13 protein-coding genes are annotated in these 14,906 nt (G+C 45.2%); 2 read left to right on the forward strand and 11 right to left on the reverse strand.

All coding sequences use genetic code 11. The annotated features are described in order from the left end of the window. Window positions 1–29 precede the first annotated feature (29 nt). The 3 genes from QVE09_RS25380 to QVE09_RS25390 form a co-directional block, all read right to left on the reverse strand. The gene (locus QVE09_RS25380; protein ID WP_315939062.1) at window positions 30–794 is read right to left on the reverse strand and encodes a copper homeostasis protein CutC; all 765 of its coding nucleotides are present in this window, start codon (window positions 792–794) and stop codon (window positions 30–32) included. A 454-nt stretch (window positions 795–1,248) separates the two neighbouring features. After that, the gene (locus tag QVE09_RS25385; protein WP_017691199.1) at window positions 1,249–1,440 is read right to left on the reverse strand and encodes a hypothetical protein; all 192 of its coding nucleotides are present in this window, start codon (window positions 1,438–1,440) and stop codon (window positions 1,249–1,251) included. A gap of 189 nt (window positions 1,441–1,629) precedes the next feature. Beyond that, the gene (locus QVE09_RS25390; RefSeq protein ID WP_315939063.1) at window positions 1,630–4,413 is read right to left on the reverse strand and encodes a glycoside hydrolase family 3 C-terminal domain-containing protein; all 2,784 of its coding nucleotides are present in this window, start codon (window positions 4,411–4,413) and stop codon (window positions 1,630–1,632) included. Between the two features lie 672 nt (window positions 4,414–5,085). Here QVE09_RS25390 and QVE09_RS25395 point away from each other — a divergent pair. Then, window positions 5,086–5,766 (forward strand): PBECR4 domain-containing protein, encoded by a 681-nt coding sequence (locus QVE09_RS25395; RefSeq protein WP_315939064.1) that lies wholly within the window; start codon window positions 5,086–5,088, stop codon window positions 5,764–5,766. Between the two features lie 114 nt (window positions 5,767–5,880). Here the strand turns inward: QVE09_RS25395 and QVE09_RS25400 are convergent, their stop codons facing one another. The 8 genes from QVE09_RS25400 to QVE09_RS25435 form a co-directional block, all read right to left on the reverse strand. Continuing rightward, complete coding sequence (locus QVE09_RS25400; RefSeq protein ID WP_315939065.1) at window positions 5,881–6,969, reverse strand: low temperature requirement protein A; 1,089 nt, start codon at window positions 6,967–6,969, stop codon at window positions 5,881–5,883. A 203-nt stretch (window positions 6,970–7,172) separates the two neighbouring features. Then, on the reverse strand, window positions 7,173–8,129 hold the full coding sequence (locus tag QVE09_RS25405; protein WP_315939066.1) for a ring-cleaving dioxygenase: 957 nt from the start codon (window positions 8,127–8,129) through the stop codon (window positions 7,173–7,175). A 132-nt stretch (window positions 8,130–8,261) separates the two neighbouring features. Then, window positions 8,262–8,489 carry a DUF896 domain-containing protein gene (locus tag QVE09_RS25410; RefSeq protein WP_315939125.1) on the reverse strand — a complete coding sequence of 76 codons (228 nt, stop codon included), beginning with the start codon at window positions 8,487–8,489 and terminating at the stop codon, window positions 8,262–8,264. A gap of 247 nt (window positions 8,490–8,736) precedes the next feature. Next, entirely contained in the window at window positions 8,737–9,780 is a 1,044-nt protein-coding gene (locus QVE09_RS25415; RefSeq protein WP_315939067.1) for an SPFH domain-containing protein, read from the reverse strand. Between the two features lie 77 nt (window positions 9,781–9,857). Beyond that, window positions 9,858–10,661, reverse strand: coding sequence for a TPM domain-containing protein (locus QVE09_RS25420; RefSeq protein WP_315939068.1), 804 nt, complete (start codon window positions 10,659–10,661; stop codon window positions 9,858–9,860). Beyond that, window positions 10,658–11,689: a TFIIB-type zinc ribbon-containing protein gene (locus QVE09_RS25425; protein WP_315939069.1), complete on the reverse strand. Its 1,032-nt coding sequence runs from the start codon at window positions 11,687–11,689 to the stop codon at window positions 10,658–10,660. The genes QVE09_RS25420 and QVE09_RS25425 overlap by 4 nt, the downstream gene beginning before the upstream one ends. A gap of 36 nt (window positions 11,690–11,725) precedes the next feature. Further along, window positions 11,726–12,430, reverse strand: a complete 705-nt coding sequence (locus QVE09_RS25430; RefSeq protein WP_315939070.1) for a PspA/IM30 family protein — start codon at window positions 12,428–12,430, stop codon at window positions 11,726–11,728. A gap of 227 nt (window positions 12,431–12,657) precedes the next feature. Next, entirely contained in the window at window positions 12,658–12,876 is a 219-nt protein-coding gene (locus QVE09_RS25435; protein WP_076329625.1) for a hypothetical protein, read from the reverse strand. Window positions 12,877–13,104: 228 nt separating this feature from the next. Here QVE09_RS25435 and QVE09_RS25440 point away from each other — a divergent pair, with 228 nt between their 5' ends. Further along, a complete protein-coding gene (locus QVE09_RS25440; protein ID WP_315939071.1) occupies window positions 13,105–14,787 on the forward strand; it encodes a sigma-54-dependent transcriptional regulator in 1,683 nt (560 codons plus the stop codon). Window positions 14,788–14,906 lie beyond the last annotated feature (119 nt).

Here is a 14,906-nt window from a genome sequence, read left to right on the forward strand (position 1 = left end):
GCGTATCACTCCTTTTATTTAGCGCATTCCTATATCATTGGACCACCCTTGCTCGGACCGCTACTCATTCCACTACTGTTCATGAATTGCTGTGATGCGATCAATAACTGCTGCTTGGCTTCTTCAACCAAATGTGGATCAATGGGATAATTAAAGCTGCCTTCGTGCCTAACGCCTGATCCCATATGCATTTCCGTGATCCCCGTCTGACTCACTAGCGTTTGAATTCCCTCTATGGTGACCCCCGACCCTGCCATGACAGCGATGTTCAAGGTTTGCCCCAGTTCCTGAAGCTGTTTCAGTTCCAGTATGGCTTCAGGCGCTGTCTGTTTCCCTCCCGATGTAAGCACACGCTCCACGTTGCCCAATGTGTTAATGGCCTTGAGCGCCTCAGTCAGGCTTGTGCTCACATCAATTGCACGATGAAACGTAACGCCCAAACCCTGAGCTTCGGCCATACATGATTGCAAGGATATGAGGTCGACTTCACCAGCTCCTGTAAGTGCACCGATCACGATGCCAGCGGCTCCAAGTTCACTCGCCACGCATACATCCCGGGTCATGGCGTGGATGTCAACTGTGCTATAGCGGAACGAGCGGCTATGCGGACGGATCATGACATACACTGGGATGGAGACTTGGGACAACACTTGCTCCATGACACCATAACTGGGGGTAAGTCCACCTTCGGACATCGCTGACACCAGTTCAATCCGATCGGCACCTCCCTCCTCGGCTGCCTTGGCATCTTCTACATCCACAGCAATAACTTCCAATACAAGCTGTCCTTCCATAAGGATCGCTCCCTTCACTTCATCGTAGATTACTCCAGCACCGGTAACCCGTATCGATACCCATCACTCGAACTGCACACAGCCTGATCCATGACATAAAGGACCGACTGAACGCTTCATCAGCGCTCCTGCGGTCCTTCTTCATCATTATGGGCGACGGTCAGCTTCCCGGAATACAACCCGAAAAGGCTGAACTTCCTAAAGATATACTGTTTGTCGGCAATGATCTTCATGATTGGATTCTCCTTTGGGGATCGGAATGGGGGGGACTGGAAAATAGAGAGTGCAACGGACATCAATACCTCGCCTTATTTAATTTTGTTATTTTCGTTATCATTAACGTTATTATTGATTAGCAATAGTCTAAAACGTTAGGTTCAGAACGTCAATACAAAAAAAGACACCCCAAGGGTGTCTTCGTGTCTTGGATAACCTTCTGGTTATCCGAGCTTTTCTATTTTCTACGCCGAGCCTTCGTCATTCGATTAAACATAATCAGTGCAGCAATGATCATGGCTATCATGGCAATATTACTCGCCACTTCTTGTGATAATCCGAAAAGAACTCCCAGGTTAGTCACCAGGCCTCTCACAATCAGCGCCACCACAACCAGCAGGATTGGACTCAAAAAATTATAATTTCTCATTCTTCGCAACACCCCTGACCCCATTGTTCAGAACTACGAATCTCATAACACTATCATAACAGTAGCTATTCTGTGTTACAACAAAGGACACCCGCGTACAGTGTCCTTTGTCATATACCAACGTATTCTGCTTTGGATGACAGAACAACCTTTCGATTGCTCTTATCACCTGATATTTCCGATTATCTTTTACACCTGCTTGAATTCGATCCAATCAATCTGGAGACCTGGTTTGGTGAAGTCCAGTTTCAATTCATACAGTCCTGCTTCAAGGTCTACTTTGACAAGTTTCTGTCTGATCCATTTGCCTTCCGTACCATTTGTTTGAATGGTGGTCACCAACTGATCATTCAGGAGCAGGTTACATGCACTTTGAGCGAGTTCAGGCTCAGGGGACATGATCTGTACGATAATCCGGTAATGGCCGGCCTCGCTCACTTTCATGTAGACGGGTTCAGCTACCGTAGGTTTCACCTGTGCGTTCTCAACCAGATCCTGAGTTTGTGCAGCAGATAGGGATGCATTCGCCTGGAACGAAGCGATATTCTCTACAATCTCATGTTTGCGGGACGAAACCGGTGCATTCATGATGAACTTGCAGATATTAATCGCCGAGCGTTGCAACTCTCCGCGAGTCAATGTTCCATTTTCCAAGGATTCAATCGTGTTGTCATCCCAGCCATTAATCTCTGCGCCGTAGTTCGGTACAACCATGTAGAGATCATTCTGCGCCCGAATCATCCAGTTGGTGTATTTGCGATCAGCCTCTCCACCTTCGGTCACATCGTTCATAATTGCCCACCAGTCGGTCATGACGATACCCTCGAAATTCCATTCGCCACGCAAAATCGTGGTGTTCAGGTCGTAGTTGGATGCCGCCCAGTGTCCGTTAATCGGGTTGTAGGAGGTCATGATGGAGTTCGCTCCGCCTTCTTTTACAGCGATTTCGAACCCTTTCAGGTAAATTTCACGCAGTGCACGTTCGGAGACAACGGCATCTACTTTGCTACGGTGTTTCTCCTGGTTGTTGCAGGCAAAGTGTTTCAGTGTGGCATTGGAACCACCTTTCATAATACCTTTCGTACATGCTGCGGCAAATACACCCGAGATCAGTGGATCTTCAGAGAAGTACTCAAAGTTCCGGCCATTGAGAGGGCTCCGGCGGATATTGAGTCCAGGTCCGAGCAGGGTGTCCACCTGATTTCTCAGCAATTCCTGTCCTTCCATCACATACAACTCTTCAACAAGATCCTTGTTCCATGTCGCCGCAAGTAACGTACCAATGGATACCTGGGTTGCCTTCTCGCCGCTATCCATACGAATACCGGACGGGCCATCTGCCGTACATGCTACCGGAATACCGTAATTAAACAGGCTGTCGCTGACACCACCAAATGCAGATGCTGTTCCCGAAGTAACAAGCGGACTGCTCATACCTTCGCCTCGGACAATCGACGCCAGATCCTGATCACTCAGTTGAGCGATGAAGGTTTCCAGACTCACTTTGCCAGCCTTAACGTCACTCAGCTTGTGGCCCTGGTTACCCGTCTGCTCCAGCGTTTGCGGAAGATTCTGCTCAATCCGGTTCGCCATGGATATCTTACGTTTCGGTACTTCTGCATAAGTCAGTTCATAAGATCCATCTTCCTTGCGCGTACCTGGTTTCATCCGTGTAAAATCTTCAGTTGGGGCCATCGCTTCTTGCAGTTGCTCCACCAATTGAAGAGATTCAATCACATATCCATCCTGGCCATCAATGTTGATATGCTGCACTTGTTTCACACTGGTTCCTACATGCAGTCGGTATGTGCCTTCTTCCAATACGTACGCGGAAGCAAGACCTGTAACACCCGCATCATCATAGGATGCCATGGCATGGATCGGGAAGCTGATCGTCAGGAGTTCTGACTCACCCGGCTGCAACAATCCTGTTTTGCCAAAAGCCACCAAAGCCTTGACCGGTTGTCCCAGTTTGCCTTGTGGTGCTTCATAATAGACTTGCACAACCTCTTTGCCCGCATATGTTGTACCTGAGTTGGTCACATTTACACGAACTTCAATGTAGGTTTCGCCGTCTTTGGTTACTGATTTTGCTTCCTCGTGCTGGGCTAAAAACGTCGTATAAGACAGGCCGTAACCGAATTCAAACTGAACGCGCTCAGGTCGAAACGTTTCGAAATAACGATAGCCTACATAGATATCTTCCTGATACAGGTTCTTGAACTCATTGCCGTAGTTGCTTGTCGAAGGATAATCTTCAACGGAATATGCAATCGTATCTGTCAGTTTACCGCTTGGTGTAACGTCGCCCGCCAGCACATCAGCAATCGCGTTACCACCCTCCATACCGCCATGCCAGGAGTAAATTACACCTTGAATCGGATGTAGATACGTTTCGTTTAACCAGCTCATGTCGATGATATTTGAGACATTCAACACAACGATTGTGTGTTCAAACTGCGAAGTAACTTGCTTCAACATCGCTTTCTCATCTTCTGTCAGTTGGTAACTTCCTGGCGCATCCGCATTATCCTGGTCTTCCCCTGCTGTACGTCCAATCACGATAATGGCTTTGCTGGATTTGCTTCTAGCCTGTGCAACCAGTTCATTCGTCAAAGGCATTTCTTTCTGATTCCATGGCTCGGCAGCCCATACTTTTCCGCCATCATCAAATGGATTTTCCTCGATCCACTTCTCATAGACAGCTGCCAGTTCTTCATTCACCGTTATATTCTTTTTGCTGCGCAGACCATCCAATAGATTCGTTGTGTAGGCCACATGAACACTACCGCCTGAACCCGTACCGCTGCGATAATAATTGACTTGAATCCGTCCAAAAACTGAAACGTTTTCGTTTTCACGAAGTGGAAGCACTTGACCTTCATTTCTGACTAAAACGGCTCCTTCTGCTGCAACCGTACGACTAAACTCTGCAAACCCTTCCAATGGAACTCCGATTTGATGTGTGCTCAATGATTTCCCTCCTGATTGTCATCCCCATACCTACGAATCGCTATATATAAAATGAACTAACAGAACGCACACTCATTTTATAAAAAGATATTCTATGATCTGGTAGATTCACTTGTACATAGTCTCATATTAACAGATTCTATAGAAGAAATTAAATTAGATTTGTGCTTTTGAGAGGAAATTACCTTAACGTAACATGTTGTAGACACAATTACACGGTTCCATGATATAAGAATATGCTCATTCAAACAATTTTTCGTTAATAATACAATAATTTAAGAATTATATCGGAAAATAAAATTCGATAAATGTATGGATAATGCCTCCTAATTGGTTGAGCTGCAAGGCTTTTGTGGTATACTAGTAATATATACAAATTGGGAGCGTAATACGCTCACCAGGGCTGCAACCCTTGGTTCCACTCCGCAGTGGACATTAAATAAGATGCGGAACAGAGTAGTTAGTTGCATAACACATGGTAATACGGAATATACTATATTTGGACCCTTAGGGTCACTGGGGAAGGCGACCCCTAGTTCCACTCCGCGGTGGACTCTAAATAAGACGCGGAACAGAGCTTTTAGTCGCCACCATATTGTAATTGTGAAGGCGCGGGTTCTATCTACCTAGCGTCTTTTTTAGTATGTAAATAGAAATTGTGAGGGAACCTATATGCTCGAAAGGATATCGCATGTCCAGAACTTACACTCACTAGATGTAAAACCAAGAATAGATCAGATTAACCTAAAATTGCTCCTCGACTATTACATCAGCTATCTATTACCTTATCGATTTACATATCATTTGGAAGATGGTTCCATACTTCACTTAGATTTTAACAAAGAAAACTTTTGTCATCTTGTAGGCTTACAAAGTATTGTCAATAAAACTTTGAAGGAACGCGCAGCTTCAAAATATAAGGGCATGCCAGGTTTCAATGGCGTTATGAACGGTATAATTACGTTTGAAGATTTAAAAAAGAAAAACAAGGGTGGATTCAATAGTGTAAAAAGTAAATTAGTTAATTTTCATCTCATTCCCAAGCTACTTATTTCTTCAACACAAGTCGTTTACTACACCCAACCTGTTAATAGTATTAATTGTGCCCTATTAATATTTGACGTATATCACAACGCTTATATTCATCTTGGGATAGATAAAACAATGGAAGGAACTTATGTAGCAAGAACGTTTCTTATCGAACCGATAACACACAAAAATTCGGGCACTACATTCATTGATGGTCAAAAAGGCCCTATACCTATAGTTAAGACAATAAAAGCGTTAAGACCCGATACACAATTAGCAATCTCTACTGCTACCACCACCTCTGAATCATCAGATAAACATTAATGGTAGCTCAACTGTGATCGATTTCAGGTACAAACTAAATAACCATTTTCCAGTATTATACCGGAGAATGGTTATTTAGTTTATTCTGCTACCTAGAAATTCCTTTAATATATATCAAGTCGTAAGTTTCGCATACACCAGGAAGAATAACATGTCTTCGCCCATGATGACATAACCCGGAACCTGGTAGACCAGATCCACAAGGACAAATGCCACCAGTAACCCAACCATGAACGCCAGATGGCGCGGACCCAGTCGCAGATGTGCGTGTCTGTAACGATGGAACACAAGTGAGGTCGACAAGAAATACAGTAGCGTCGATCCAAATACAAACCCTAGCATGAACACATAGTTTAACTGATTCTGATATAACAGCTGAATTGAAGCAGCGATCATACTCATGGAGATGTAGATGAACAGATGGCCGTATATGATCGCTTGGCCGGCAGTCTGAATCTCTTTGCTGACCTTTTTCTCCACGTTGTCGAAGTACTGCCACCACATCGCAATGACAAAGATGGACGTAAAGGCGGCAAACAAGATGGATTTCATATCCCAATGATCGGCTTGCAGCACAGCGATAATGCTTACCACCGATTCACCCAGCAGGATGAGTGTAAATAAAGCGAAACGTTCCAACAAATGATGAGTCTGAACCGGTACTTTCACCAGATTTTTACGTCCGATCAACGGAAGTACGATGTCCACGGCAATCCCTGCATACAAAATCACGTAGCGTAACCAGGAATCGAAGAACAATGAACCCGATGAAATCAATATGCCAATAAGGAAACAGATACCCAAGTAACGAGCCGCTTGCTGCTGATGCTCGCCTTTTGACTTGTGAGCCGTCAGATACTGAATCGCCGTAAATGCCCGTGAGCCGATATATCCAATGAAGAAGGACAGGTAGTATTGGTCAAAATGGGTAGAGAGGCTTGCCGTCATGACCATAACCGTCAGAAGCTGAAGGATGAGGAATATTCGATGGATCAGGATATCTTGACCATAGCGGTTAATAAACAAGGTCTGACCGACCCATGCCCACCAAACAGGGATAAAAATAAGCACAAACTTCATTAAATATTCAAACGTAATTACTCCATGTTCGGCATGTAACAAGACATGACCTGCTTTGGAGACCGCTGCTACAAAGAGCAGATCGTAGAACAGCTCCAGCCAGGTAACCTTTTTCTCCATCATCCTTCAATGCTCCTTTGGTTTTTCATTTACACATACACTTCGATGACAGAATAACCCTCCAATCGCTGTTACCCCCAGATTCTTTCTAGTCCCTTCTCCTAAGGGAAAATCCGGTGATAGCGTATGCTTCCGATGTAGCTTTCTTTCAGAAAGCTTTTAGGCGAACGCTTCGCTTTTGCAGGTTTTTCCTAATAGAACTCTTATTAATTCGCAGCTGTAGCAGGTACGAGTGTTCTTACCTCGATCGGTTGCAGGTTGCCCTCAATTTGTGGGCGGTATTTCTCAAACCACTCTGGCAGCATCAATTTTTGTCCAAGCGAATCAGCAGGTTCATCTTTGGCAAAGCCCGGAGGATCGGTAGCAATTTCGAACAGAATGCCGCCAGCTTCTCTGAAGTAGATTGCGTTAAAGTACTGACGATCCCGAACTGGAGTCGGTTGGTACCCGTAATCACGTACAGCCTCACTCCACTGTGCATGCTCCTGATCATCTTTGGCGCGCCATGCAATATGGTGCACGGTTCCTGCGCCGCCCATACCCAGAGCCATGCGCGTCACTGGAACATCTACGACATTACCGATATCCCCGCTGGAACGGAAACGGGCATACTCTTCATTTTCACTCACTCTGACAAATCCCATGATTTTCTCAAGAGCATCCATCGTTCTTTGCGGGTTAACACTGAACAGGACAGCACCTCCGAAGCCTTTGATCGCTTTATCTGTTGGAATCCCTTCGTGTGTCCAAGTGCTGGTTGCTCCCTCTTCCCGTTCAACAAGCTCAAGCCGCAGGCCTTCGCTATCTTCGAATTGAAGCAGGTCTTCATTGAAGCGACTTGTTTTGGTTACCTCAATGTTATACTGTTCCAGCCGGTTCTGCCAGAAGCCAATCGACCCAGGAGGAATGACATAGGAAGTGATGCCGACCTGACCTCCGCCAATTTTGCCTCGTGGTGATCCAGCAGATGGGAAGAAGGTGATGATGGTACCCGGGCTTCCGTGTTCGTCTCCAAAGTACAGATGATATACATCAGGTGCATCGAAGTTGATTGTTTTTTTCACCAGACGAAGTCCCAGAACTCCGGCATAAAAATCAACGTTGGCCTGTGGATCTCCTGCGAAAGCTGTAATATGGTGAATACCTGCTGTTTGAATAGTCATGATTATTTCCTCCTTGGTTTGGTAAGCCTGTTTTGAATTTAGTAGGTGTTATATATATTTGAGTTAGTTAATTGATTTATAGTAAGTTTGAATTATCTTTAAATTAAGATATGTGATCTGGCGAATTGTATTCTAGTCGTTATTTTGATTAGCCTGTTCTTGTTTCAATTTATCTGGAGTCACGTCATCGCCGTTTGGATCATAGATGGTTGCATTCAGCAGAATGTCGTTGACCGAACCGCGAAAAGTTTGCAGATATTCCTTGCGAAGACGAACCTGTTCCTCTTTCTCCATCTCCGTCAATCCGCCCTCTTTAGCTTTTCTAGAAAGTTCATTTATTCTGGTCAATGTTGGGATCATCATCTTGATCTCTCCTCGTGAAATGGATTAAAGATATTTGTTCTTGGCTGTTATTTATATTTAAATTAAATATCTTAAATTAAAGATAAATGATTTGTGATCGGTTGTCAACTCTTTTATCAAAACTAAAATAAATGAACCTGCTTCCCCCTTAACCCCCTGTTGCTTTAACTATGAATTCAGCAAAAAGGGATAGCCCCGCAGTATTTGGTGCACTGCTAGACTATCCCTACATGTATTTATTTGATTAGCCCAGCTTTTGACCACAATTCGGACAGAAGTTGGCTCCTTCATTTTTGGCTCCACAGTTCGGGCAAAAGTTTGGCTTCTTGTTGCCTTCTGTAGATGAAGAGTTACCTGAATCACCGTTGCTATTGCCCGCTGCCTTCTGGTCAGCATTCTGATTCTGAGACGAACCCGCATTGCTGTTCTGATTCTGGCCTTGGTTCTGGTTCATGTTTTTCATCATTTCATTGGCCATGTTCATACCAATCATCATACCAGCCATATCTGAGGCCGCGCCGCCGCCCTGTACTTTACCGGATGAGATGCCGTCTGTCATGCTGACCTGCTGATACTTTTGCAGATTACCAATCATCTCATGCGAAGCGGTCTTTGTAATCATATCCTGAATCTCTTTTGGATAATTGAAGCTCATCACCTGGAAACCGGTAATCCCAATACCGATGTCCATCATCTGCATATCCAGATCTTCCTGAATACCTTTGGCAATATCCGATGCATTGGCCTGCAGGTTGAACATATCCTTCCCTTCGCGGCTAATCCACTTCATTAGAAGCTGATCCAGCACGGAAGTGATACGGATTTTCACGTCCTCCACCAGATAGCTCTGTTTGATGCCTGCAATCTTATCGATCAGGGTCACATAGTCACTTACTTTAAAATTAAATGTACCGTTGGCCCGAATCGGCATTCCGCCCGGAAGTTGTGGTGTTGGAATCAATACCGGGCTTTGCGTGCCCCAGCGCACGGTGAACTCTTTTGTGTTTACAAACAAGACTTCGACCCGCATGCCGCTGTTGAACCCAAATTTGAATCCTTTTAATGTAGAAAGGAATGGAATGATCTCGGAATCGATATTAAATGATCCTTCGTCCTCGAAAATGCCTTCCACTTTACCGTTATTCAGAAAAATGGCGTCCTGACCGGAACGGATGATGAGTTTACTCCCCTTCTTGATCTCCCGGTTGCTCCACTTCCAAAATATCATGTCATCTCTGAACTCTTCCCATTCCACCACATTCGAAAATTGATTTCTGAAAAATCCCATATTCGTTTCCATCCCTTCTATTAGTAAGCATTGTGTGTCATCATGCCTGCGTTGAGTTATTGCGAGTGTCCGTGATGCTAGAAAGATCGGCTGCTACCGCTATGGGAATGGCCACCTCGGGTGGTTCCTCCACCGCCGCCTCCGCCACCGTTATTATTGTTCTTCTCAATCTTGCGTTTGGTGACAGTTGTACGAATGTACCGATCCTGACGATCAATTACACTGGAATTACTTGAATCCTCATAAGTCGCACGATTGACCGTGACACGTCCTCCAGAACGATAGGTCATGATACCAACAACAATACCCCCAAGAACAACCGAGACTCCCAACTGAAACCAACCGTTGAACAAAATATTGTTTGGATTCACACCAGGTTCATACCCCATATATTTGTAAGAGAGCTCAATATATTTCTCAAATGCAAGTTTATAATCCCCACTGGACAATTCAGAGGTAATCCGGTTACGGATAGAATCCAACCGCTGATCACTCAAATATTCTTTTGCTTTATAAAATCCGGCCAGATACACTTCGCGATTATTCATATCCATCGTCAAAATGACAGCATTGCCAAATTTCTTATCGTACCCTAGCCCCTGCTTATCATAAAAATCTTCTGTTAAAAGCATAACATCCTGATTCTCTATATTATTTGTGGTCAAAATAACAAAGTCCGTCTGCCGTTCCGCGCCATACTGATTCGCAAGTGCATTCAGCTCAACCTTATCCTGCTCACTCAGTAGGTTGGCCTCATCGTAGATGAGATTTTTGCTCTCCGCTGCGGATGCCGATGACATGGGAATCAACGGAGCAACAAGGGTTATCATTAGTAAAATGAGCGTAGCCATCACGACGACAAGAGGGGTTCTTTTTCTCATAAGAATCCACCTCCCATCATCCAGGAAACCAGCTTCAGTGACAGCAACGAGACCGCAGAGACTCCTGCGAACCATCCGGCCACTTTGGCTTTGCTGATCGGCGGTCTACCGACCACTTTACCTGTCTGACCATTCATGGCAAAGGTATACTGTGCCCGATTGTAGTCATAGTTGACCATCCACACCGGGAGCAGCACATAGTCCGCGTTTTTGAGCGTTGTATCAATCTGTTTGTCCGTGTAGCTCACGCTGGTATAACCAGATACGGTTGAAGCAATATAAGAATCAATGTAAGATCTCGTTTTATCCTTGGCCCGTGGAAAAAGTTCCTCGTCCGTATAACTGTATTTTTCCGCAATGTACCCCGCCAGATACGGGGTCTTGAACAATTTCAGCTGATTATATGGAAAAGGCTCAAGCTTATCCATCAGTTCATCCTTCATTTTCTCCGATGCATCGATGGGCAGATTCACGTAATTCAGCCGGATTCTGCGGTATATATCGAAATGCTGTGTTTCCGTGTAATGGTAGTCGCCCTGGGTGTAGGATCTGACCTTGGTGCCACGACCATGCACTTCGATTTTGTTATGTAACTCGTACAACCAGAACGGCACATACATGCCGGTAATGCTCTGAATCCGATCGGCGGACATGAAGCCACTTGGCGTTAACAGGCCGTTTCTGCACCACTTTTTGAAAGCCTGCTTGGCTTGATCCTTGTTGATCGAAAAGGGAATCACCATGGCAGGGGCCAGATTGCCCGTCAGCCGATCACTGAGTACAACCGCCGCACCGCAGAAACTGCATGTTGTCGCACTGGTCTCCGGCTCCGTGACAATGTCAGCTCCGCAACTGTTACAGTGGTATTCCTTGACCTCATTTTCGGTGAATACTTGTCTCTTCAAGGGATCGGGGATCTGCTCTATGTTGTCCTGGCGGCCGCAACTGGGACAGGATAATGCACCTGACACACTGTCAAAGATCATACCACTGCCGCAGTTTGGACATTTATATTCAATAACCGGCATCTGCTCACCTCAATGTTAACGAAATGGTGTAACGTATTATTTATTCTTCAGCTTCTCCTGAATTGCTGCGAGTTCTTCATCCGCACTTGGCGACGTATTTTCATTATTACCCGCATCTGAGTTCATGTCCCTCTCCAACTGGGCAATTAATTCGTCCAGATCATCTTCCTGTGCTCCAGCACGAAGTTCTGCCAAAGCCTCTGCTTCGTTCAGCGCCTGGTTCGCTTTGTCTTCCATGGCCTTCAATGCGGCATCAGCTCTGCCCGCAGATGCATTCCGTTCATTAGCCTGTTGCTGAGCCTTTGCATCTGCCATGCGACTTTTCAGTTCTGCATGCCGCGCTTCCAGTTGCCCCAGATCTGCAACCAGTTTATCGTTCATATGTTTCATCATCTTGGCTTTGGCGGAAGCACGTTCATAGGCGGCTTGTAATTCGTTCAATTTGTCAGCCAGCTTCACTTTCTTCTCCAGAAAATTACGTGCCTTATCTTCGTCTCCCGACTCCGCCGATTTCTCCGCATACCGCTGTAACTTCTTGACCTCGGCGTTACACTCATCCAATGCTCGCTTCGCCCGGCTCTCATCTGACAGCACCGCTGCCGTCTCCGCTTTTACCTGACTCAGATCACTGCTCAGGCTCCGCATATACTCATTCACGCTTTTCTCCGGGTCTTCCGACCGCGATAACATGTGGTTCACATTGGCCTTCATCACGTCTCTAAACCTCGATAAGATTCCCATTACGTGTTCCTCCTCCGAAAAGTTCATATGTATACTATAATACATGAATACGCCCACATACGTTTCACATTTCACGATGGCAAGTGGAGTCTCTTCTTTCCAAAGTCGGGTAATGATGGAGTAATAAAAGAAAAGACGAACCCCTATAGTGTCGCCTTATGAGCTTGTATAAACACACAAAAACTCAAGTACTAATCCTTACTCGCAATCCACAAATCCCTACCTAACTATGGCTCAACCGGAAGGCTCTCCACCGCTGTGAAAAACACATCCAATAATTCAACGTTATACGTTTTATGGACGTATTCGGTTATTAACGCCACATCCTCTTCCCTTTGATACTCCAGACATGGACGGCCCTCACTCCACAGCACCCTGCACGGGAACTTTCCGACAACATCTTTAATAATGTGATCCGGCTCAGCTACTTTATGAATGTCTCCCATATGAAATCTCCTCATTTCTCCACACTTATCGTATTCAATTATGCATTAATTTTGAAATACATAACGGTTCGGTTCAGTGCACTTCATCACATTCCACTCGGAGGGTTATGAAGGCATATCACACGGGCATTTTGCAGACACAACAGGGCTGCTTCCCCCATAGGTGCCATTCCTTCGCAAGTTGGCTATAATAAGGGGATCAAAGTTTTCTATAAAGGCAGGAAAATTATGCGTACACGAGTTCACTTTATTGCTCCCTACGAATCGATGATTCCTATTATACAAGAATGCATTCCTCGCTTTCCCCAGTTAGCCATTCAGACGGACGTGGGCGACTTGGCGAACGGTGTGGAATTAGCAACTCAAGCTGAGAAAAACGGTGCAGAGATTATCATCAGCCGCGGCGGAACTGCCCAATTGATTAAAAAAGCAGTGACTATTCCCGTCATTGATGTGCAGTTATCGGGTTATGATATGATTCGTTCACTTACCCTGGCAAGCCAGTTTAACGGCCAAACAGCCATTGTTGGCTTCTCCAACATTACCTCTGGTGCACAATCGATTATTGATCTGATGGATCTGCCCCTCAAGGTCTATACCATACATAGCTCGGAAGATGTGGCACGATTGCTCCTGGAGTTGAAGGCTTCCGGGTACCGACAGATTGTCGGAGATGTGATCACCGTCAACACCGCGAAGACTTATGGTCTGGAGGGATTGTTAATCCAATCTGGCCAGGAATCCATCCTTAGAGCGATGGAGGATGCACAGCTGGTCTACCGTTATTTGAGCAAAAATCATGCGATATCGATCATACTGAATGACCTGGTTACACGGGAACATCCCAATTTACTTATTTTAAATGAACGGAATGAAGTTGTATTCGAGAACCTGACCGATTTTGAGAAAAATCCGCTGACCGATAATCACATATATCTGACCAACACCAGCCTGGAATTCCATCAATCCCAGATCCAGAATGTGTTCATGGTGGATGATTACCAGCTCACGGTTAATGCCTATGAAACGACCCTGGAGAACAAGAACTACAAGGTATATATGCTGGAAAAAGGACAACCCTATGCCTTTGCACAATTCGGCATAACAACGTTCACGGACGCATCGATGGAACCTATCGTTGCCGAATCCCCTGCCATGCAGGCTGTATTAAAGAACATTCGGGCACTTTACGAGCATCATGAACCGATCTATCTGCTGGGTGAAGCGGATTCCGGTAAATCTTTTCTGGTCAAACATATTCATCAGATGTACTCCGGTGGTGGACTGTTATTACAGATTAATCTCTCGCAAGTTCCACCCGGTCATTTGCACAAGATACCACTCGCCAAGGTTCGAAATGTAGAGATTAACCACATGGAAACACGTATGGAAGATCCGGAGTTGCTCGCTTTTATCCAGAGCTGCCTTCAAAACCAGATTGGGGTGTTTATACTCGGGGAGCAGGCATTGAACCCCCTGTGGTCACTCGCTCTGGAGCTTAATACGATCATGATGCCAAATCTTGCGGATAGACCAGAGGATCTGGCTCCACTGATGCAGCATTTCCTTACGGGTTACTACCAGAAGTACGGAACTACTGCGGTGAGAATAAAAGAAGATGCACTTCAGTTGATCCAAGATCAGATCACACATATTAACGTCAACCAGCTGAAACATCTGATCAAGCAGGCTGCACTCAACGAACAGGATTATGTAATCACTACGGCTACCTTGTCCCGCTTGCTGGACCAGCAACCTTCTTCAAGCCCAATGAAGTTGAACGGTACGCTGAAGGAAATTGAGAAGGAAGTTATTCAGTTCGTACTTCAGGAGGAAAACAACAATCAATCGAAGGCTGCAGAGCGTCTGGGGATTAACCGGGCCACATTATGGCGTAAACTTAAAGATTAACTTTAAGTTTACGTCTTTTTTATCGCCTTGTTGTGTTGCATTTTTAAACAGTTTACCGTGTGTTTAAAATTTACAATAATTTATTGTTGCTATATTAAACGACATGGGATAACATAATC

It is taken from the genome of Paenibacillus sp. ClWae2A (genome assembly GCF_032452295.1).
Taxonomy (GTDB): domain Bacteria; phylum Bacillota; class Bacilli; order Paenibacillales; family Paenibacillaceae; genus Paenibacillus.